The sequence below is a fragment of the Streptococcus oralis genome, assembly GCF_002386345.1.
Lineage (GTDB): Bacteria > Bacillota > Bacilli > Lactobacillales > Streptococcaceae > Streptococcus > Streptococcus oralis_S.
This window is the reverse complement of record NZ_CP023507.1, coordinates 898,572-920,471: the sequence shown is the minus strand read 5'-3', so window position 1 is coordinate 920,471 and position 21,900 is coordinate 898,572. Positions and strand designations below refer to the sequence as shown.

Annotated in this window: 18 protein-coding genes; 15 read left to right on the top strand and 3 right to left on the bottom strand. The window is 42.3% G+C overall.

The features are described 5' to 3' along the window. Positions 1 to 143: 143 nt before the first annotated feature. The 7 genes from CO686_RS04585 (at position 144) to CO686_RS04555 (ending at position 7,697) form a co-directional block, all read left to right on the top strand. Positions 144 to 1,604 (top strand): aminotransferase class I/II-fold pyridoxal phosphate-dependent enzyme, encoded by a 1,461-nt coding sequence (locus tag CO686_RS04585; protein WP_049549884.1) that lies wholly within the window; start codon positions 144 to 146, stop codon positions 1,602 to 1,604. Beyond that, positions 1,605 to 2,465 (top strand): polyamine aminopropyltransferase, encoded by an 861-nt coding sequence (gene speE / locus CO686_RS04580; RefSeq protein WP_000366713.1) that lies wholly within the window; start codon positions 1,605 to 1,607, stop codon positions 2,463 to 2,465. It begins immediately after the preceding gene. Beyond that, positions 2,462 to 3,721 (top strand): saccharopine dehydrogenase family protein, encoded by a 1,260-nt coding sequence (locus tag CO686_RS04575; protein ID WP_096753575.1) that lies wholly within the window; start codon positions 2,462 to 2,464, stop codon positions 3,719 to 3,721. Before speE ends, CO686_RS04575 begins: the two co-directional genes overlap by 4 nt. Beyond that, positions 3,721 to 4,848 carry a carboxynorspermidine decarboxylase gene (gene nspC, locus CO686_RS04570; RefSeq protein ID WP_033606436.1) on the top strand — a complete coding sequence of 376 codons (1,128 nt, stop codon included), beginning with the start codon at positions 3,721 to 3,723 and terminating at the stop codon, positions 4,846 to 4,848. The genes CO686_RS04575 and nspC overlap by 1 nt, the downstream gene beginning before the upstream one ends. Beyond that, a complete protein-coding gene (gene aguA, locus CO686_RS04565; protein WP_000573466.1) occupies positions 4,845 to 5,930 on the top strand; it encodes an agmatine deiminase in 1,086 nt (361 codons plus the stop codon). The genes nspC and aguA overlap by 4 nt, the downstream gene beginning before the upstream one ends. A 9-nt stretch (positions 5,931 to 5,939) precedes the next feature. Then, a complete protein-coding gene (aguB, locus tag CO686_RS04560) occupies positions 5,940 to 6,815 on the top strand; it encodes an N-carbamoylputrescine amidase (protein WP_001246741.1) in 876 nt (291 codons plus the stop codon). 144 nt (positions 6,816 to 6,959) lie between these two features. Next, positions 6,960 to 7,697, top strand: coding sequence for a TraX family protein (locus CO686_RS04555; RefSeq protein WP_000759213.1), 738 nt, complete (start codon positions 6,960 to 6,962; stop codon positions 7,695 to 7,697). 45 nt (positions 7,698 to 7,742) lie between these two features. Here the strand turns inward: CO686_RS04555 and CO686_RS04550 are convergent, their stop codons facing one another. Next, complete coding sequence (locus tag CO686_RS04550; RefSeq protein WP_000593599.1) at positions 7,743 to 8,552, bottom strand: Cof-type HAD-IIB family hydrolase; 810 nt, start codon at positions 8,550 to 8,552, stop codon at positions 7,743 to 7,745. Between the two features lie 146 nt (positions 8,553 to 8,698). Between CO686_RS04550 and CO686_RS04545 the strand changes: the two genes are divergently transcribed. The 5 genes from CO686_RS04545 to CO686_RS04525 all read left to right on the top strand — a co-directional run bounded on the left by CO686_RS04545 (position 8,699) and on the right by CO686_RS04525 (position 17,800). Then, positions 8,699 to 9,160, top strand: a complete 462-nt coding sequence (locus tag CO686_RS04545; RefSeq protein WP_000049664.1) for a MarR family winged helix-turn-helix transcriptional regulator — start codon at positions 8,699 to 8,701, stop codon at positions 9,158 to 9,160. Then, a complete protein-coding gene (locus tag CO686_RS04540; protein ID WP_001138495.1) occupies positions 9,153 to 9,572 on the top strand; it encodes an EVE domain-containing protein in 420 nt (139 codons plus the stop codon). Before CO686_RS04545 ends, CO686_RS04540 begins: the two co-directional genes overlap by 8 nt. 106 nt (positions 9,573 to 9,678) lie before the next feature. Then, complete coding sequence (rexB, locus tag CO686_RS04535) at positions 9,679 to 12,954, top strand: ATP-dependent nuclease subunit B (protein ID WP_096753574.1); 3,276 nt, start codon at positions 9,679 to 9,681, stop codon at positions 12,952 to 12,954. Continuing rightward, positions 12,951 to 16,604, top strand: coding sequence for a helicase-exonuclease AddAB subunit AddA (addA, locus tag CO686_RS04530; protein WP_096753573.1), 3,654 nt, complete (start codon positions 12,951 to 12,953; stop codon positions 16,602 to 16,604). Before rexB ends, addA begins: the two co-directional genes overlap by 4 nt. Positions 16,605 to 16,621: 17 nt before the next feature. Then, positions 16,622 to 17,800 carry a hypothetical protein gene (locus CO686_RS04525; RefSeq protein ID WP_096753572.1) on the top strand — a complete coding sequence of 393 codons (1,179 nt, stop codon included), beginning with the start codon at positions 16,622 to 16,624 and terminating at the stop codon, positions 17,798 to 17,800. A 33-nt stretch (positions 17,801 to 17,833) separates the two neighbouring features. Here CO686_RS04525 and CO686_RS04520 read toward each other — a convergent pair whose 3' ends face one another. Both CO686_RS04520 and mazE read right to left on the bottom strand, forming a co-directional pair. After that, a complete protein-coding gene (locus tag CO686_RS04520) occupies positions 17,834 to 18,190 on the bottom strand; it encodes a type II toxin-antitoxin system PemK/MazF family toxin (protein ID WP_000560803.1) in 357 nt (118 codons plus the stop codon). After that, entirely contained in the window at positions 18,174 to 18,389 is a 216-nt protein-coding gene (gene mazE / locus CO686_RS04515) for a type II toxin-antitoxin system PemI/MazE family antitoxin (RefSeq protein WP_001098939.1), read from the bottom strand. Before mazE ends, CO686_RS04520 begins: the two co-directional genes overlap by 17 nt. Before the next feature lie 215 nt (positions 18,390 to 18,604). On the opposite strand from mazE, the gene ylqF reads away from it, so the two are divergent. From ylqF to CO686_RS04500, 3 genes are read left to right on the top strand one after another with little or no spacing between them, the layout of a single operon-like run. Further along, positions 18,605 to 19,456 (top strand): ribosome biogenesis GTPase YlqF, encoded by an 852-nt coding sequence (ylqF, locus tag CO686_RS04510; protein ID WP_000201310.1) that lies wholly within the window; start codon positions 18,605 to 18,607, stop codon positions 19,454 to 19,456. Then, positions 19,443 to 20,222 (top strand): ribonuclease HII, encoded by a 780-nt coding sequence (gene rnhB / locus CO686_RS04505; protein ID WP_000207523.1) that lies wholly within the window; start codon positions 19,443 to 19,445, stop codon positions 20,220 to 20,222. The genes ylqF and rnhB overlap by 14 nt, the downstream gene beginning before the upstream one ends. 12 nt (positions 20,223 to 20,234) lie before the next feature. Next, positions 20,235 to 21,785 (top strand): ClC family H(+)/Cl(-) exchange transporter, encoded by a 1,551-nt coding sequence (locus CO686_RS04500; RefSeq protein ID WP_096753571.1) that lies wholly within the window; start codon positions 20,235 to 20,237, stop codon positions 21,783 to 21,785. Positions 21,786 to 21,900 lie beyond the last annotated feature (115 nt).

Below are 21,900 nucleotides of genomic sequence, written 5' to 3'. Positions count from 1 at the left end.
CATACTCAACAGAAACCAAAATAAACACGTCAGAAGATTGCAGAGCAGGTGAAAACCTGCTCTTTTTTCATAAGTCAACCTTAGTCAACCTTTAGTCACCTTTATCTTCTTGAGGTGCTAAAAATATGGTAAAGGAGTATGTCTTGAAGAAGTTAGATCAAAACCAAGCCCCAATTTACGAGGCCTTGGTCAAGCTACGCAAGAAAAGGATTGTTCCCTTTGATGTGCCAGGTCACAAGCGTGGACGAGGAAATCCAGAACTTGTCGAACTGTTAGGGGAAAAATGTGTTGGTATTGATGTCAATTCGATGAAACCCTTGGATAATCTAGGCCATCCCATTTCGATTATTCGGGATGCAGAGGAGTTGGCAGCAGATGCTTTTGGAGCAGCCCACGCCTTTCTCATGATTGGGGGAACAACCTCATCAGTTCAGACCATGATTCTTTCGACCTGTAAGGCAGGAGATAAGATTATTCTGCCACGAAATGTCCACAAATCTGCTATCAATGCGCTGGTTCTATGTGGTGCCATTCCCATCTATATCGAGATGAGTGTAGATCCTAAAATTGGCATTGCTTTAGGTCTTGAAAATGAACGGGTGGCCCAGGCCATTAAGGAACATCCAGATGCTAAAGCTATCCTAATCAACAATCCTACTTACTATGGAATTTGTTCGGACCTCAAGGGTTTAACGGAAATGGCCCATGAAGCGGGCATGCTGGTTTTAGTGGATGAAGCCCATGGAGCGCATTTGCATTTTACAGACAAATTGCCATTGTCAGCTATGGATGCTGGAGCTGATATTGCGGCGGTCTCTATGCATAAGTCTGGTGGGAGTTTGACTCAGAGCTCCATTTTACTTCTTGGGGAGCAGATGAATCCTGAGTACGTTCGTCAGATCATCAACCTGACCCAATCAACATCTGCCTCTTACCTACTTATGTCTAGTTTGGATATTTCTCGACGAAACTTAGCTCTTCGTGGTAAAGAGTCTTTTGAAAAAGTCATTGAGCTCTCCGAGTACGCTCGTCGTGAAATCAATGCTATCGGTGGTTACTATGCCTACTCAAAAGAATTGATAGACGGTGTGTCAGTCTGTGATTTTGACGTGACCAAGCTGTCAGTGTACACTCAGGGGATTGGGTTAACAGGTATCGAGGTTTATGACCTCCTACGAGACGAATACGATATTCAGATCGAGTTTGGGGATATTGGCAATATATTGGCCTATATTTCAATTGGTGACCGCATCCAAGACATTGAGCGTCTGGTTGGTGCTTTAGCTGATATTAAGAGACTTTACTCACGAGATGGAAAGGACTTGATAGCTGGAGAATATATTCAACCCGAGTTGGTCCTGTCTCCTCAGGAAGCCTTTTATTCAGAGAGAAGAAGTTTAACATTGGATGAATCCGTTGGACAGGTCTGTGGGGAATTTGTCATGTGTTATCCTCCAGGAATTCCAATCCTAGCTCCAGGTGAACGCATTACACTAGAAATTGTAGACTATATCCAATTTGCCAAGGAACGTGGTTGCTCCCTCCAAGGGACGGAAGATCCAGAGGTCAATCATATCAACGTCATTAAGAGAAAGGAGAACTAGATGGATTTATGGTTTTCTGAAGTTCATACTCCAGATGTGAAATTGTCCCTGAGAACAGCCAAGCAACTCTACGCTGGTAAGAGTGAATGGCAGGATATCGAAGTATTAGATACGCCAGCTTTTGGGAAAATACTGATTTTAAATGGGCACGTCTTGTTTTCAGATGCGGATGATTTTGTCTACAATGAAATGACCGTCCACGTACCCATGGCTGTCCATCCTAATCCTAAGAAAGTATTGGTTATTGGGGGTGGCGACGGCGGTGTTGCCCAAGTTTTGACACTGTATCCAGAATTGGAACAAATCGATATCGTTGAACCAGATGAAATGCTGGTTGAGGTTTGTCGTGAATATTTCCCAGATTTTGCTGCTGGATTAGATGACCCTCGTGTTACCATTTACTATCAAAATGGACTGAGATTTTTACGAAACTGTGAGGATGATTACGATATCATTATCAACGATGCGACAGATCCATTTGGACATACGGAAGGGCTCTTTACTAAGGAATTTTACGGAAACAGTTACAGAGCCTTGAAAGAGGACGGAATCATGATCTATCAGCATGGGAGTCCCTTCTTTGACGAGGATGAGTCAGCTTGCCGAAGCATGCACCGCAAGGTCAATCAAGCCTTTCCAATCAGTCGGGTCTATCAGGCGCATATCCCAACCAGTCCAGCTGGCTATTGGTTGTTTGGATTTGCATCGAAAAAATACCATCCTGTTAAAGATTTTGACAAGGAAGGCTGGAAAAAACGCCAGCTTTTCACAGAATACTACACTGCAAACTTACACGTGGGAGCCTTTATGTTGCCCAAGTATGTTGAGGACATTTTAGAAGAAGAGGAAGGGAAAAAATGAGTCGTTTATTAGTTATTGGATGTGGGGGCGTTGCCCAAGTTGCTATTTCAAAGATTTGCCAAGATAGCGAAACCTTTACAGAGATTATGATTGCTAGCCGTACCAAGTCAAAATGTGATGACTTGAAGGCTAAACTGGAAGGTAAAACAAGTACAAAGATTGAGACAGCTGCCCTTGACGCTGACAAGGTTGAAGAAGTGATTGCCTTAATTGATAGCTACAAACCAGAAGCTGTTTTGAACGTAGCTTTACCATATCAAGATTTAACAATTATGGATGCTTGCTTGGCAACAGGTATCCACTATATCGATACCGCCAACTATGAGGCTGAGGACACAGAAGACCCAGAATGGCGTGCCATTTATGAGAAACGTTGTGAGGAACTAGGTTTTACAGCCTATTTTGACTACTCATGGCAGTGGGCTTATCAGGAGAAATTCAAAGAAGCAGGCTTGACAGCTATTCTTGGATCTGGATTTGACCCAGGTGTGACCAGCGTCTTTTCTGCCTACGCCCTTAAACACTATTTTGATGAAATCCACTATATCGACATTTTAGACTGTAATGGTGGTGACCACGGTTATCCATTTGCAACAAACTTTAACCCAGAAATCAACCTCCGCGAGGTTTCTGCGCCAGGTTCTTACTGGGAAGATGGAAAATGGGTCGAAGTCGAAGCCATGTCAATCAAGCGTGAGTACGATTTCCCTCAGGTTGGACAAAAAGACATGTATCTCCTTCACCATGAAGAAATCGAATCATTGGCCAAAAACATTCCAGGTGTTAAACGGATTCGTTTCTTTATGACTTTTGGCCAATCTTATCTAACGCACATGAAATGCTTGGAAAACGTTGGTCTCCTTCGTACGGATGCTATTAACTTTAATGGACAGGACATTGTACCGATTCAATTCTTAAAAGCCTTGCTTCCTGATCCAGCCAGCCTTGGCCCACGTACAGTTGGAAAAACCAATATCGGCTGTATCTTTACAGGTGTCAAAGACGGTGTTGAAAAGACTATCTATATCTACAATGTTTGCGACCATCAGGAATGTTACGCAGAAGTTGGTTCACAAGCAATTTCTTACACAACAGGCGTTCCAGCCATGATTGGGACCAAATTAGTGATGAACGGAACTTGGAAACAACCTGGAGTTTACAACCTTGAAGAGTTGGATCCAGATCCATTCATGGAAGCTTTGAATGAGTACGGATTGCCTTGGGTTGTGGTAGAAAATCCGCAAATGGTGGACTAATGAAGTTAGAACAAGTACCCACACCAGCTTACGTCATTGATTTGGCCAAGTTAGAAGCAAACTGTCGCATTCTACAATATGTTCAGGAAGAAGCGGGCTGCAAGGTTTTACTGGCCCAGAAGGCTTATTCTCTCTACAAAACCTATCCCTTGATTAGCCAGTACCTATCTGGTACGACGGCTAGTGGTCTCTATGAGGCTAAGCTAGCTAGAGAAGAGTTTCCGGGGGAAGTCCATGTATTTGCACCTGCTTTCAAGGATGCAGACTTGGAGGAATTGCTGGAGATAACGGACCATATCGTCTTTAACTCAGAGAGACAGTTGCGTAAACATGGTCCTCGTTGCCGAGAGGCTGGTATCAGTGTCGGTTTGCGCCTCAACCCTCAATGTTCTACCCAAGGTGATCACGCGCTCTATGATCCTTGTGTACCTGGATCCCGTTTTGGAGTCACTATAGACAAGATTCCTAGTGATTTGCTGGACTTGGTGGATGGTCTTCATTTTCATACCCTTTGCGAGCAGGGGGCAGATGATTTAGAGACAACCTTGAAAGCAGTCGAAGCGCAGTTTGGTCCTTATTTACATGAGGTCAAATGGCTCAATATGGGTGGTGGACACCACATCACTAGAGAAGACTATGATGTGGATTTGCTAATTTCTGAAATCAAGCGTATCCAAGAAACTTACAATCTTGAAGTCTATATCGAGCCGGGAGAAGCTATTGCTCTCAATGCGGGTTATCTAGCAACTGAAGTATTGGACATTGTCGAAAACGGTATGGATATTTTGGTTTTAGATGCCTCCGCGACCTGCCATATGCCTGATGTACTTGAAATGCCCTATCGTCCACCTTTGAGAAATGGATTTGAACCGCAGGAAAAAGCCCATACCTATAGACTTTCTTCCAATACCTGTCTGACGGGTGATGTGATTGGCGATTATAGCTTTGAAAATCCAATCCAAATCGGTGATAGACTTTATTTTGAAGATATGGCTATTTACTCCTTTGTCAAAAATAATACCTTTAACGGTATTGGCTTGCCAAGTCTCTATCTTATGAACGAGCAGGAGGACTGCAGCTTAGTCAAAGCCTTCGACTATCAAGACTTTAAAGGGAGATTATCATGATAGAAACTCCAAAAAAATTAGGCTTTCGTATGCCAGCAGAATATGAACCCCATCATGGTACCCTCATGATCTGGCCGACTCGACCAGGTTCGTGGCCCTTTCAAGGAAAGGCTGCCAAAAGAGCATTTAGCCAAATTATAAAAAACATAGCCCAAGGGGAAAGAGTCTATCTCTTGGTGGATCAGGCTCATCTATCTGAAGCCCAATCCTATCTAGGAGACAAGGTCGTTTATTTAGATATTCCGACAAATGATGCCTGGGCGCGTGATACTGGTCCGACCATTCTTGTTAATGACAAAAGAGAAAAGTTGGCAGTTGATTGGTCATTCAATGCTTGGGGTGGGGCCGTGGATGGTCTTTATCAAGATTATGAAGAGGATGACCAAGTAGCTAGTCGTTTTGCTGAGATCTTGAAAATACCTGTTTACGATGCTAAACCTTTTGTACTGGAAGGTGGAGCGATCCATAGCGATGGTCAAGGAACCATTCTTGTGACTGAAAGTTGTCTTCTAAGTCCTGGACGCAATCCCCACCTGTCTAAAGAGGAAATCGAAAACACCTTATTGGAGAGCCTTGGCGCTGAAAAAGTTATCTGGCTTCCCTATGGTATTTATCAAGATGAGACAAACGAGCACGTTGATAATGTAGCAGCCTTCGTTGGTCCTGCAGAGCTTGTTCTAGCTTGGACAGACGATAAAAGCGATCCTCAGTATGCTATGTCTGCAGCCGACCTTGAGATTTTAGAAAAGGAAACGGATGCAAAAGGTCGCACTTTCACTATTCATAAGCTTCCTATTCCAGCTATTCGTCAGGTTGTCACTAAGGAGGATTTACCAGGTTATACCTATGAATATGGGGAAGAGGAGCGTTATGAGGGCGAGCGTCTTGCAGCTTCCTATGTCAATTTCTATATTGCCAACAAGGCTGTCTTAGTTCCACAGTTTGAGGATGTTAACGACCAAGTAGCCCTAGATATTCTCAGCAAGTGTTTCCCAGACCGAAAAGTTGTAGGAATACCAGCCAGAGATATTCTTTTAGGTGGTGGCAATATCCACTGTATCACCCAACAAATCCCAGAATAGGAGAAAAAGATGAGAAATGTAAGAGTTGCAGCCATTCAGATGCAATGCGCTAAGGATGTGGCAACGAATATCCAAACAGCGGAACGTTTAGTTCGCCAAGCTGCAAAACAAGGCGCACAAATCATTCTCTTGCCGGAGTTGTTTGAACGTCCTTATTTTTGTCAGGAACGTCAGTATGACTATTATCAGTATGCCCAGTCGGTGACAGAAAATATAGCCATTCAGCATTTTAAATCGATTGCTAAGGAACTAGAAGTTGTTTTACCAATCAGTTTCTATGAAAAAGATGGCAATGTCTTGTATAACTCTATCGCCGTTATTGATGCTGATGGAGAAGTGCTGGGCGTTTATCGGAAGACCCACATACCAGATGATCATTATTATCAAGAAAAGTTTTATTTCACTCCTGGCAACACTGGTTTCAAGATCTGGGATACTCGCTATGCCAAGATTGGTATTGGTATCTGTTGGGATCAATGGTTCCCTGAAACAGCGAGATGTCTTGCATTAAATGGAGCAGAGTTACTCTTTTATCCAACAGCAATCGGTTCAGAACCAATTTTGGATACAGACAGTTGTGGTCACTGGCAACGTACTATGCAAGGGCACGCAGCAGCTAATATTGTCCCAGTCATTGCAGTCAATCGTTACGGTTTGGAAGAAGTCACTCCTAGTGAGGAAAATGGTGGACAAAGTTCCAGTCTTGACTTCTACGGTTCCTCCTTTATGACAGATGAAACAGGAGCTATTCTAGAGCAAGCTGAAAGACAAGGTGAAGCTGTTCTGTTAGCCACTTATGACCTTGATAAGGGAGCAAGCGAACGCCTCAACTGGGGACTGTTTCGTGATAGAAGACCAGAAATGTACAAACGAATTACGGACTAGAAGGTATCTTTCATAATAAATTTTTGATATTCACGCCTGTCTTACAAAAATGTAAGATAGGCTTTTTAAATGTAAGATAGGTGTACGATTATACGTGGAAATGTATGCTATACTCTATGTAGATCAAAAAGAAAGAGGTTTATTATGAAAAAATGGAATGCGACGCAGTTGAAGTACCTGATGGCGGCAGTAATGGTTCTAGACCATATCCCGCATATTACCGGGATCGTTTCTCCTCTGTGGGAAGGTATTTTTCACGCTATGACCCGTTGTGTGGGAGTTTGGTTTGCCTATATGGCTATGGAAGGCTTCATCCATACTCGAAATTTGAAAAACTACCTCATCCGCCTCTGGTCTTGGGCGCTGATCATGTTTGCTGGAAATAGCCTCCTCAATGCCCTATTTGCATCCAAAGGAGTAATGGTCACTAATAATATTTTCTTTACTTTGGCCATCGGTGTTACCATGCTTTGGATTGGTTTTCCCAGAAAAGAGCTGGATAAAAAAGAGAAGTTGTGGCGTCGGATTGGGCTTGCTGGTCTCTTGATTTTCGGTTGTCTTTTTACTGAGGGTGGTATCACCATGCTACCATTTCTCTTGATTAGTTACTCTTGTCGAAATCGCAAGGGCTTGCGAAATCTCCTCTATGCCTTTCTGTGGGCCTTCTTGTTAGTGACTTCCATCCAAATTTACGACACTTGGCACCAAACACTGGAAATGATGCTTTTCAATTCTGACTGGCTCTTTATCACCGTATTTCCTTTTACGGCCTTGTATAATGGACAGCGAGGAAAAGAAACCAGTTGGAGTAAATATTTCTTTTATATTTTCTACCCAGCTCATCTATGGATTATAACCTTGATTGCTTATTTGGTTAAGTAACAAAAAAGCAAATAACAGTAATTTCTGTCTATTTGCTTTTCTTTTTTATAAAATATACTTCTCAATCGCACGCGCAACGCCGTCTTCTTCATTGCTGGTTGTAACGTCATTGGCTAAGGATTTGACATGGTCGCTGGCATTTCCCATAGCAATGCCAAGCCCTGCAAACTGAAGCATTTCGATATCGTTATTGGCATCGCCCATGGCCATAATCTCTGAGGGCTCGATCTTCAAAATCGCTGCTAGTCGAGAAAGAGCAGTAGCCTTTGTTGTTCCAAGTGGCATGGCTTCATAAATGACTGGCTGCGAACGAACACCGCTAAATCGTTGACAGAGTTCCTCAGCAAACCGTTGCTCAAAATCGTCTGTTTGCTCTTTTGTTCCTAAAAACATTCCTTGGAACATCCGATATTTACCACTGGTGGCTTCCTCAAGGGAAATTTCAGTCAGGTCTGAAAAGACTAGCTTGGCATCATTTTGAACGATTTGATTAGGCTTGCCACCGAGGACAAAATAATGCTCCTCATCAAAAAGAGTCAACTGGACGTCGCTTTTTTCTGCTAAGTCATAGAGGTATTCGATGTCAGCTGGACTGAGTTCTTGCCAGTCAACTAGACTCCAGTCACTGGTCTGGTGGGTTGAACAACCATTATTGACAATGACATACTCGTTCTGGAGGTCCAGTCCCAATTTTTTATAGTAAGGAAGGACACCGAAAAGCGGGCGACCTGTACAGAGAACCAGTTTGACACCTTTTTCAATGGCTTGGTGAATGGCAGTAATGTGGGCTTGTGGGATTTCCTTGGCTTCGTTAAGGAGGGTTCCGTCCATATCCAAGGCTAGTAGTTTAATCATAAGACTTCCTTTTCTAGGTGTTTTGCTATTATTATAGCATATAGACTATAAAATGTCCGACAGAATTGTAACATTCGACTTTCCTTTTCTTGAAAAACAAAATAAATTCTTATATAATATGTATACTTAATATTTTAGGAGAAAAAATGTCAAAGTATCACTTTAATTCAATTTACAAAAATGATGAAACAGAGTCTACAGGTCTTCTGTTCATTAAAGTCTACAACAAGTGGGAAAGCAACTTAAAAAGAGTTTTGAAATCAGTTGGTCTTACTCTGCCTCAATTTATCGTTTTGACTTCGCTTTTGTTTCTGTCTAATAGAGAGGAATATATAACGCAAGTTGATATTGCTCGGTTCACTGGTATGGATGTCATGACGGTTTCCCAGATTGTTAGACTACTGGAGAAGAAAGACTACATTAAGCGTGATCAACACCCAAAGGATAGTCGGGCAAAACTTGTCTCAGTGACGAAGTCTGGCGCAGAGAAGGTCAATCAAGCTTTACCTTTAGTAGAAGGGGTTGATGAAGAATTTTTTGATAAACTTTCTGAAGATAGAGAAAGTTTTAATCGCATGTTAGTAGAGTTGGAGGATAAAAATGCCTAGATATTGGGTCGGAGTTGTTTCGAAGAACCATGTTTTAAGAGGAGTTGAAGGAAATTTTTGCCAGGTCTGTCATGGAAAGGGTGGCCCCTTAAATCGTATGAAAAAAGGTGACTATCTTTTATACTATAGTCCAAAATACGATATGAACGGTCAAGATAAGTTACAGGCTTTTGTGGCCGTAGGTAAAATTATAGACGACAAGGCCTATCAAGTAGAGCAGTTCGAAGGATTCTTTCCCTTTAGACGTAATGTCGAGTATTATCAACCAGTCAAAGATTGCTCCATAGAAATAGCTAGACAACATCCTGAATGGAGAGACTATACTTCTCGACTTCGTTATGGACATTTTGAAGTTTCCAAAGACTTTTTCCTCTATATCTTTCAGCATATGAAAATGGATGATGAAGTATGATTGATTTGCTAGTTAAATGATTGTCAACTAGAATTTTGGATTTGGACTGTGAAGCGAACTTTGCTATAATAGAGTAAGAAACTTTGATAAACCAAACGAGGCTGAGATGAAATTACTTTATACTGATATTCGGACTTCTTTGACTGAAATTTTAACGAGAGAGGCAGAAGAGCTAGTTGCTGCAGGCAAGCGGGTTTTCTACATCGCCCCCAACTCTCTTTCATTTGAAAAGGAACGCGCCGTGCTGGAATGCTTGTCCCAGCAGGCTTCTTTTGCGATTACCGTCACGCGCTTTGCTCAAATGGCTCGTTACCTAGTTTTAAATGATTTGCCTGCCAAGACCAGTCTAGATGATATCGGCCTTGGGATGGCCTTTTATAAATGCCTTGCAGAACTGGATCCCAAAGTCTTACGTGTGTATGGTGCAATTAAGCAGGATCCTCAATTTATCCAGCAGTTGATTGAACTTTATCATGAGATGACGACTGCTCAGATGAGCTTTTTGGACTTGGAAAGTTTGACGGATGAGGATAAACGAGCAGATTTACTCTTGATTTTTGAGCAAGTGACTGCCTATCTCAATCAAGGTCAGTTGGCTCAGGGAAGTCAGTTGTCCCATTTGATTGAGGCTATTGAGAATGACAAGGTAAGCAGTGATTTCAGTCAGATTGCCTTGGTTATTGATGGATTTACCCGTTTTTCTGCCGAGGAAGAGCGTGTAGTGGATCTGCTCCATCGAAAAGGTGCCGAGATTGTTATTGGGGCTTATGCAAGCAAGAAGGCTTATAGCAGTCCGTTCACTGAAGGGAATCTCTACCAAGCCAGTGTGGAATTTCTTCAACATTTGGGGGCAAAATACCAAACACCTGCTCAGGATCGTTCTCAGACACATGAGAAAATGGATAGTTTTGACAAGGCCTCTCGTTTGCTGGAGTCTTCTTATGATTTTTCAGAACTTGCTTTAGATGTAGATGAGAAGGACAGTGAAAACCTGCAAATCTGGTCTTGTTTGACGCAAAAAGAGGAGTTGGAGCTGGTGGCTCGCGCTATTCGTCAGAAATTACATGACCATCCAGAACTGAGTTACAAGAATTTTCGCATTCTCTTAGGGGATGTGGCTTCTTACCAGTTATCACTGAAAACCATTTTTGACCAGTATCAGATTCCTTTCTATCTTGGTAGAAGTGAATCCATGGCTCATCATCCTTTGACTCAGTATGTGGAGTCTATTTTACGTTTGAAACGCTACCGTTTTCGTCAGGAGGATTTGATTAATCTCCTCAGAACTGGTCTGTATACCGACCTTAGCCAAGCGGATATTGATGCTTTTGAGCAATATATCCGCTATCTTGGCATCAATGGCTTGCCAGCTTTTCAGCAGAACTTCACAAATTCCCATCATGGAAAATTTGATTTAGAACGCTTGAATGCCCTTCGTCTGCGCGTTTTGGCGCCACTTGAAACCTTATTTGCCAGTCGAAAACAAAAGGCTGAAAATCTCTTGCAAAAGTGGAATACTTTTCTAAAAAATGCTGCTTTAAGCAAGCAGATGCAAGAATTGACAGCTACTATGGAAACACTAGAACAGGAAAGACAAGCCGAAGTTTGGAAAGCCTTCTGCCATGTTTTAGAACAATTTGCGACCGTTTTTTCCGGTTCACAAGTTAGTCTAGAGGACTTCCTGTCCTTGCTTCATTCTGGGATGAGTTTGTCCCAGTATCGCACCATTCCAGCAACTGTTGATACTGTTCTGGTGCAGAGTTACGATCTGATTGCCCCTCTGACCGCTGACTTTGTCTACGCCATTGGGCTGACTCAGGATTATTTACCCAAAATTGCGCAAAACACCAGTCTGTTAACAGACGAAGAAAGACAAAGCCTAAACCAAGCGACTGAAGAGGGAGCGCAATTACTGATTGCAAGTAGTGAAAATCTCAAGAAAAATCGCTATACTATGCTTTCCTTAGTTAATGCTGCCCGCAAGCAGTTGGTGTTATCAGCTCCAAGTCTTCTCAATGAAAATGAGAGTAAGGAATCGGCCTATCTTCAAGAGCTAGTCCATTTTGGATTTAGCCGGATAGAGAAGAAGATTCATCACAAAGGTCTGTCTAAGGATGATATGGGTTCTTATCACAGTCTCTTGTCTAGTCTAGTTGCCTATCATCAACAAGCTACTTCTAGTGAAAATGAGCAAGATGTCACCTTTGTCAAGGTTCTGGCGCGTGTGATGGGTAAAAAACTTGATCAAAAAGGTCTTGCAAATCCTGCTCTCCCAACCAGTCCAAGCAGCAAACCATTAGAGAAAGAGACCTTGCAGGCTCTCTATCCAGCTGACAAGGAGTTTTACCTGTCTACGTCTGGTTTGACAGAGTTTTACCGCAATGAATACAGTTATTTCCTCCGTTATGTCTTAGGTTTGCAGGAAGAATTGCGCCTGCGTCCAGATGCTCGCAGTCACGGGAATTTCTTGCACCGTATTTTTGAACGTGCCTTGAAACTACCTGCTGAAAATTCCTTTGATCAGCGTTTGGAGCAAGCTATCAAGGAAACCAGCCAAGAACGCGAATTTGAAGCTATTTATCAGGAAAGTTTGGAAGCCCAGTTTACCAAGGAAGTTCTACTTGATGTCGCGCGAACTACGGGCCACATCCTTCGTCATAATCCAGCTATCGAAACCATTCAAGAGGAGGCAACATTTGGTGGTAAAGATCAAGCCTTTATTCAATTGGATAATGGTCGCAGTGTCCATGTGCGAGGCAAGGTTGACCGTATTGACCGCCTGAAAGCTGATGGAGCGCTAGGAGTGGTGGACTATAAGTCTAGTTTGACCCAATTCCAGTTTCCTCATTTCTTTAATGGGCTTAATTCCCAACTGCCTACCTATCTTGCTGCCCTAAAAAGAGAAGGGGAGCAGAACTTTTTCGGTGCCATGTACTTGGAAATGACTGAGCCTGTCCAATCTTTATTAGCTGTTAAAAGTCTGGCAGGAGCAGTAGCAGAAGTCAGCAAGTCTATGAAATACCAGGGACTCTTTTTAGAGAAAGAAAGCAGTCACTTGGGAGAGTTTTATAACAAAAACAAGGCCAATCAGCTGACAGACGAGGAATTCCAGCTCCTACTAGACTATAATGCCCATCTGTACAAGAAGGCAGCTGAGAAGATTTTAGAAGGCCAGTTTGCCATCAATCCATATACAGAAAACGGCAGAAGTATTGCTCCATACGTCCAGCAACACCAAGCCATCACAGGTTTTGAAGCAAATTACCACTTGGGACAAGCCCGTTTCCTTGAGAAATTAGAGTTGTCTGACGGCAAACGTCTGGTCGGAGAAAAACTCAAGCAAGCTTGGTTTGAAAAAATAAGAGAGGAGTTGAATCGATGAAGCCCATTTCCTTTTTAACTGAGGAAGAAATTCAAAAACTGCAAAAAGCAGAAGCAAGTTCGAGCAAGGAACAGAAGAAAACAGCCGAGCAAATCGAAGCCATTTATACCGCAGGGCAAAATATCCTTGTTTCAGCGTCTGCTGGTTCAGGGAAGACCTTTGTCATGGCAGAGCGTATTCTGGATCAGTTAGCACGTGGTGTGGAAATCAGCCAACTCTTTATCTCGACCTTTACCGTCAAGGCTGCTACAGAACTCAAGGAACGTTTGGAGAAAAAAATCAGCCAACAAATACAAGAAACCGATGATGTCGATCTCAAACAACACTTGGGACGCCAGTTGGCAGATCTACCAAACGCTGCCATCGGAACCATGGACTCCTTCACGCAAAAATTCCTTGGCAAACATGGCTATCTGATTGATATCGCACCGAACTTCCGTATTTTGCAAAATGAAAGTGAACAGTTACTCTTAAAGAACGAAGTTTTTCATCAGGTTTTTGAAGAGCATTACCAAGGTGAAAATAAAGAGAAATTTAGTCGATTAGTGAAAAACTTTGCTGGACGTGGCAAGGATGAACGAGGTCTGCGCCAGCAAGTCTACAAAATCTATGATTTCCTTCAATCCACCAGCAGTCCCCAAAAATGGCTGAACGAGTCTTTCCTCAAAGGGTTTGAAGAAGCTGACTTTGCAAATGAAAAAGACAAACTAACTGAGCAAATCAAGCAGGCGCTTTGGGACTTGGAAAGTTTCTTCCGTTATCATCTGGATAACGATGCCAAGGAGTTTCCAAAAGCTGCCTATTTAGAAAATGTGCAGCTGGTTCTGGATGAAATTAGCTCCTTAAATCAGGAGTCCGATAGCCAGGCTTATCAAGCAGTGCTTACGCGTGTTGTCGTCATCTCTAAGGAGAAAAATGGTCGAGCTCTGGCTAACTCCAGTCGTAAGGCCGATTTAAAGCCACTTGTTGATGCCTACAACGAAGAGAGAAAGGCCCAGTTTGCTAAACTAGGACAACTGGCGGACCAGATAACGATTCTCGACTACCAAGAACATTATCATGAAGATACTTGGGATCTAGCTAAAACCTTCCAAAACTTTATGAGTGATTTTGTGAATGCTTATCGTGAACGTAAACGCCAGGAAAATGCCTTTGAATTTGCTGATATCAGTCATTACACCATTGAGGTTTTAGAGAATTTCCCACAAGTCCGCGAGGCTTATCAGGAACGATTCCATGAAGTCATGGTCGATGAGTATCAGGATACCAACCACATTCAAGAACGAATGCTGGAATTGCTGTCGAATGGTCACAATCGCTTTATGGTGGGAGATATCAAGCAGTCCATCTACCGGTTCCGTCAGGCAGATCCTCAGATCTTCAATGAAAAATTCCAACGCTATGCGCAAAATCCCCAAGAAGGCAAGTTGATTCTCCTCAAGGAAAATTTCCGTAGTAGTTCAGAAGTTCTGTCAGCAACCAATGATGTTTTTGCACGCCTTATGGACCAAGAAGTCGGAGAAATCAACTACGATAGCATGCACCAGCTTGTTTTTGCCAATACCAAACTGACTCCTAATCCTGAGAACAAGGCAGAGTTTCTCTTATACGACAAGGACGATAGTGGGCAAGAGGAGGAAGAGAGCCAAGCAGAAACGAAACTCACTGGAGAAATGCGTCTGGTCATCAAGGAAATCTTGAAGCTCCATCAAGAGAAAGGTGTAGCCTTTAAAGAAATAGCCCTTTTGACTTCCAGTCGCAGTCGAAATGACCAGATCCTCCTAGCTCTGTCTGAGTACGGAATTCCAGTTAAAACCGACGGTGAGCAAAACAACTACCTCCAATCCCTAGAAGTACAAGTCATGCTGGACACCCTGCGCGTCATTCACAATCCCCTGCAAGACTATGCCTTGGTAGCCCTTATGAAGTCTCCTATGTTTGGTTTTGATGAGGACGAGTTGGCACGTTTATCCCTCCAGAAAGCAGAAGATAAAGTCCAAGAGAATCTTTTTGAGAAACTGATCAATGCTCAAAAACAAGCAGCTAGGCAGAAAGAGTTAATTCATACAGCTCTAGCGGAAAAATTAAATCAATTCATGGATATCTTGGATTCTTGGCGCCTGTATGCCAAAACTCACTCTCTCTATGACTTGATTTGGAAGATTTACAACGACCGTTTTTATTATGACTATGTTGGGGCTTTGCCGAACGGACCTGCTAGACAGGCTAATCTCTATGCCCTAGCTCTACGAGCTGACCAGTTTGAAAAGAGCAATTTCAAGGGCTTGTCGCGTTTTATCCGTATGATTGACCAAGTCCTAGAAGCCCAGCACGATCTCGCAAGCGTAGCCGTCGCACCGCCAAAAGATGCTGTAGAACTTATGACCATTCACAAGAGTAAAGGACTAGAGTTTCCTTATGTCTTTATCCTCAACATGGATCAGGACTTCAACAAACAAGACTCGACGTCAGACGTCATTCTCAGTCGTCAAAATGGGCTTGGTGTCAAATACATTGCCAAGGTGGAAACAGGAGCAGTGGAAGCACACTATCCTAAAACCATTAAACTCTCTATTCCTAGCTTAACTTATACGCAGAATGAGAAAGAACTGCAACTGGCTAGCTATTCAGAGCAGATGCGTCTGCTGTATGTTGCCATGACGAGAGCTGAGAAAAAGCTCTATCTTGTCGGCAAGGGTTCTCGTGAAAAGCTAGAAGCAAAGGAATATCCATCAGCTGAGAGCGGAAAATTAGATAGCAATACCAGACTGCAAGCAAGAAATTTCCAAGATTGGGTCTGGGCTATCAGTAAAGTATTTACCAAGGACAATCTCAACTTTAGCTATCGTTTTGTTGGTGAAGACCTGTTGACTAGAGAAGCTATTGGTCAATTGGAAAACAAGAGCCCTCTCCAAGATAGCTCTCAAGCAGACAATCGCCAGTCAGAAACTATCAAAGAAGCTTTGGAAATGCTGAAAGAGGTGGAAGTTTATAATACTCTTCACCGCGCAGCCATTGAACTACCAAGTGTTCAAACCCCAAGCCAAATCAAGAAATTCTACGAACCGGTTATGGATATGGAAGGGGTAGAAATTACTAACCAAACTCAATCATCGGAAAAGAAAATCAGCTTTGATTTACCAGATTTTTCAACTAAAGAAAAGGTAACTGGAGCTGAGATTGGTAGTGCAACCCACGAACTCATGCAAAGAATTGACCTCATTCAGCAACCAACACTTGCTAGCCTGACAGAAACTCTCAAACAAGTTCAGACTAGTCCAGCTGTTAGAGACAAGATCAATCTTTCTAAAATTCTTGCCTTCTTTGATACAGCACTTGGTCAGGAAATTCTCGCTAATACCAGCCATCTTTACCGCGAGCAACCTTTCTCCATGCTCAAAAAAGATCAAAAGAGTAAGGAAGATTTCGTTGTCCGTGGAATCTTGGATGGCTATCTGCTTTATGAGGATCGCATCGTTCTTTTCGACTACAAAACAGACCGTTACGATGAACCAAGTCAACTCATAGACCGCTATCGTGGTCAGTTAGCCTTATACGGAGAGGCTTTATCTAGAGCCTATTCGATTGAAAACATAGAAAAATACTTGATTTTGCTCGGCAAAGACGAGGTTCAAGTTGTAAAAGTATAACCTAGAAAGGAGACCTCATGACACTTCCAGTTAGAAAATCCCTGCACGATGCGGTTTTACAGGCTTCAAAAGCCGATACTTGGGATCAAGCTACCAAGGAATGGAATGAAGTTTCCTTGATTTTTAATGGCATTGGCCGTAGTAATTGTGTTTGCGGGAATGCCATAAAATACGCCTACGAACTCTTTAATGGTGTCACAGGCCAACGCCTCTTTCCAATCGGTAGTGACTGCGTCCGTCATTTTCATCGTATTATCCTCGATCAGCAACTGGAAGAGGAAGACAAGCTTCTCAGAAAACTTGAAAACCTAACCAGAAAGGCTCAGAAAAAGGAAAAAATCAAGGTCAATAAAAGCGACTTTGACGAACGACTTTTAAAATGGTTTTGGGAAAAAGGTGTTTTCAAAGCCAATCGTGGCAATCATTTTGCGCCTGAGAGAGACTATCAGCTCTTCCTAGAGGTCTTTCAAGGGGGAAATTGGACCAAGGCAGATCCAAAGAAGAAGGCTCGTATGGAAGAAGTGCTGGAAAAGTGTATCAAACCTTTTTTACTTGGTAAGACCGATGACCAACTCTACCTTGTCAAACTAGGCAAGGAGAAAATCGACTACGAGCAGCATCTACGGATTCAAGCAGAGAAAGAACGCAAGAAAAGAGATAAAATCGCCAAGCAATACGCTGACAACCTCATTCTTGCCATGGGACCTGCAGAACGAGTCTATCAAGATTACTTTGGCTTTACAGAAACCTTGACCCAAGAAGAACGAAAATGGGAAAAAATCCTCTTTGGAAAAAATAGAGACGAACGGGCTATCAAGGTTAAACAAAACCAAAAGGAGTTGGAAAAGGATCAGCGAATTGCAAATCAAGATCCTATTGAACGAAAGCAGAAGCAGACTTGGCTTCTTAATTCCTATTTTCGGGATTTGCCTGATGAAAAAGCTAGATTTTCTCGGCTTCTATTAGAATATCGAAAAAGTGGAGAAGTAGCCTTTTCAGATGAATACTTATCTGAGCATCTCATCGATTTTTTCTACAAGATGAAAGCCTTTGAGTTTGAAATTGCACCAGAACAAGTCCGCGATTTTCTAAAAGAATGCCTTCAGGCAAAACATCTATCATCTGCACAAGAAAGTTGGACTAGAGGGATTCTCCTCAATTGTCTTCATCCGTTTTTAGATAGGTTACTCATATAGAAAAAATCCTACCTTGTCTATGCATGGTAGGATTTAAGTATCTCCAAAGATGTACTGGTAAAGTTGGACAACTTTCTGAAAACATTGTGTGTCCATTCTTGTTATTTTTTGAGCATTTCGCATCCGAAAATCAAAGGTATACAGTTGAAATGGATTGACAGCACCATCTACCTTGTCCGACGAGACAGGAACGAGCAAGCCTTTTTCTGCCAAACCTTGTTGGCCATGAGTGATGGGACAGACAGCCACAAAACCAGTTTGCAAGGCATATTCTCTCCTAGAAACTACCAAGGCAGGTCGCCGTTTCTGGATTTCCCGACCGACTGATGGATCAAAGTTCAGCCAAATGATATCCTGCTTTTCAGGAATATAGTCAGATTTCGCTATCAAGTGACCTTACCCCTTCAAAATCGTTTGTCATTCTCAAATCAGCAATCCCATCAAAGGGATCTTTTAATTTTGGAGCTAAGACAATGACTCCGTCAATCCCTTTGTAGACAACCATTTCTTGACCTTCTGTCATACCTAAATTTTTAGGAATGGTTACAGTGAGAGAATTCCCAACCTTCCGAGTCTTTACTGTATTCATTGCTCTACCTCCACGAATTAGTATATACTAAGTATATACCTATTGGCAAAAAAAGTCAAGTAAATTCAGACTGGCATCAAGGATGTGTCGGACCTATACTATTTGTCATTTATTATGGTCAAAGCCTGTGCAAAAGTTCCTCATTTATGATAGAATAGGTAGTAAGAAAGAAAACGTTTTTACTACGTTTTTTTTAGTCGGAAGGGGAAAATATTATGGCTACTATTCAATGGTTTCCGGGCCACATGTCTAAGGCTCGGCGGCAAGTTCAGGAGAATTTAAAGTTTGTTGATTTTGTGACGATTTTGGTGGATGCTCGGCTACCTTTATCTAGTCAAAATCCTATGTTAACCAAGATTGTGGGGGATAAACCAAAGCTTTTGATTTTGAATAAGGCAGATCTTGCTGACCCCGCAATGACCAAAGAATGGCGTCAGTATTTTGAATCACAGGGAATCCAAACTCTGGCTATCAACTCCAAAGAGCAAGTAACTGTAAAAGTTGTGACGGATGCAGCTAAAAAACTCATGGCTGATAAAATTGCACGCCAGAAAGAACGCGGTATCAAGATCGAAACCTTGCGGACCATGATTATCGGAATTCCAAATGCCGGTAAGTCAACTCTCATGAACCGTTTGGCTGGGAAAAAGATTGCAGTTGTCGGCAATAAACCAGGTGTTACTAAGGGGCAACAGTGGCTCAAAACCAATAAAGACCTTGAAATATTAGACACGCCAGGGATTCTCTGGCCTAAGTTCGAAGACGAAACCGTTGCTTTGAAACTAGCCTTGACTGGAGCAATTAAAGATCAACTACTCCCTATGGATGAAGTGACCATTTTTGGTCTCAATTATTTCAAAAAACATTATCCAGAAAAGCTAGCTGAACGCTTCAAACAAATGAAGATAGAAGAAGAAGCACCTGTTATCATCATGGATATGACCCGTGCTCTCGGTTTCCGAGATGATTACGACCGCTTTTACAGCCTCTTCGTCAAGGAAGTCCGTGATGGAAAACTCGGTAACTATACCTTAGATACATTGGACGACATTGATGACGACGATTAAAGAAATCAAAGAACTTCTTGCTACTGTCAAAGAATTAGACAATCCCCTTTTTCTTGAACTGGAAAAGGATAGTCGCTCTGGAGTTCAAAAGGAAATCAGCAAGCGTAAAAAAGCCATTCAGGCTGAACTGGATGAAGACCTTCGCCTAAAAACTATGCTTTCCTATGAAAAAGAACTGTATAAGCAAGGATTGACCTTAGTAGCAGGTGTTGACGAGGTCGGCCGTGGTCCTCTTGCTGGACCTGTAGTCGCTGCAGCCGTTATCTTGCCAAAAAATTGTAAGATTAGAGGCCTCAACGATAGCAAAAAAATCCCTAAAAAGAAACATCTGGAAATTTATCAAGCTGTTCAAGACCAAGCCTTGGCAATCGGGATTGGTATCATGGATAATCAGGTCATCGACCAAGTCAATATCTATGAAGCAACCAAACTTGCCATGAAGGAAGCAATCTCCCAGCTCAGTCTCCAACCCGAGCACCTCTTGATAGATGCCATGAAACTGGAGTTACCAATTTCACAAACCTCCATTATCAAAGGAGATGCTAACTCCCTCTCTATCGCAGCTGCATCTATAGTGGCCAAGGTGACACGGGATGAATTGATGAAGGAATACGATCAGCAATATCCTGGCTATGATTTCACGACTAATGCAGGCTATGGAACAGCTAAACATCTAGAAGGGCTTGAAAAACTAGGTGTCACCCCAATTCACCGAACCAGTTTTGAACCAGTCAAAACACTGGTTTCAACTAAGAAAGACAAGTAAGAGGAAATGATTATGGAGGAACAGTCAGAAACACTTAGTTCCAAGAAAGAATTTGCCTTTGCCTCAAGCACCATATTATCCCAAGTTGGACGAGGAATCATTGTTGGTCTCGTCGTCGGGCTAATCGTCGGATCCTTTCGTTTCTTAATCGAAAAGGGTTTCCATCTGATACAAGGACTCTATCAAGATCAATCGCACTTAGTGCGCAATCTTTTTATCATTGGCCTATTTTATGTAATAGTTTGCTGGCTTAGCGCGAAACTAACTCGGTCAGAAAAAGATATCAAGGGTTCAGGAATTCCTCAAGTCGAAGCCGAACTAAAAGGACTCATGTCTCTTAACTGGTGGAGTGTCCTCTGGAAGAAATATGTATTAGGGATTCTTGCTATTGCCAGTGGCCTTATGCTAGGTCGAGAAGGACCAAGTATTCAACTTGGAGCAGTTGGTGGTAAAGGTATAGCCAAGTGGCTCAAATCTAGCCCAGTAGAGGAACGTTCCCTGATCGCCAGTGGAGCTGCTGCAGGTTTAGCCGCTGCCTTTAATGCACCGATTGCAGGCCTCCTCTTTGTTGTAGAAGAAGTCTATCATCATTTTTCACGCTTTTTCTGGGTCTCAACACTAGCAGCTAGTCTCGTAGCAAACTTTGTTTCTCTGCTCATATTTGGGCTAACACCTGTACTGGATATGCCAGATAACATTCCTCTCATGACCCTAGACCAGTATTGGATATACCTCCTTATGGGAGTTTTTCTCGGGTTTTCTGGTTTTCTCTATGAGAAAGCTGTACTCAATGTTGGTCGAGTTTATGATTGGGTTGGTCAAAAAATCCATTTAGATAGAGCTTATTATCCAATCCTAGCCTTTATCCTTATCATACCAGTCGGGATTTTCTTGCCACAAATTCTTGGTGGTGGAAATCAGCTGGTTCTTTCCTTAACTGAGCAAAATTTTAGTTTCCAAGTTCTATTAGCTTACTTTTTGATCCGCTTTGTTTGGAGTATGATTAGTTATGGAAGTGGCCTCCCAGGAGGAATTTTCCTACCCATTTTGGCGCTCGGTTCCTTACTTGGTGCCCTAGTTGGTGTCATTTGTGTCAATCTTGGGCTTGTCAGTCAGGAACAATTCCCTATATTTGTCATTCTGGGAATGAGTGGCTACTTTGGGGCAATTTCCAAGGCTCCCTTAACTGCCATGATCCTCGTAACTGAGATGGTTGGAGATATTCGCAACCTCATGCCACTTGGATTGGTAACCTTGGTTGCTTACATCGTCATGGATCTACTCAAAGGGGCGCCAGTCTATGAGGCCATGCTAGAAAAAATGCTACCAGAAGAAGCGACAGACGAAGGAGAAGTCACTCTTATTGAAATCCCTGTATCAGATAAGATCGCTGGAAAACAAGTTCACGAACTAAACTTGCCACATAACGTACTCATCACAACCCAAGTCCATAATGGCAAAAGTCAAACCGTTAACGGCTCAACTAGAATGTATCTGGGTGATATGATTCACCTAGTGATTCCAAAAAGTGAAATTGGAAAAGTCAAAGATTTGTTGTTGTAGATCATATTTACATAATTTATATTATGTCTTTTAAATTTTCGATTTCTTAATAAATTACATAAAAAAACCGATTCTCGCGCAGAGATCGGTTTTTGCTTCTTATATCGTTAAAACT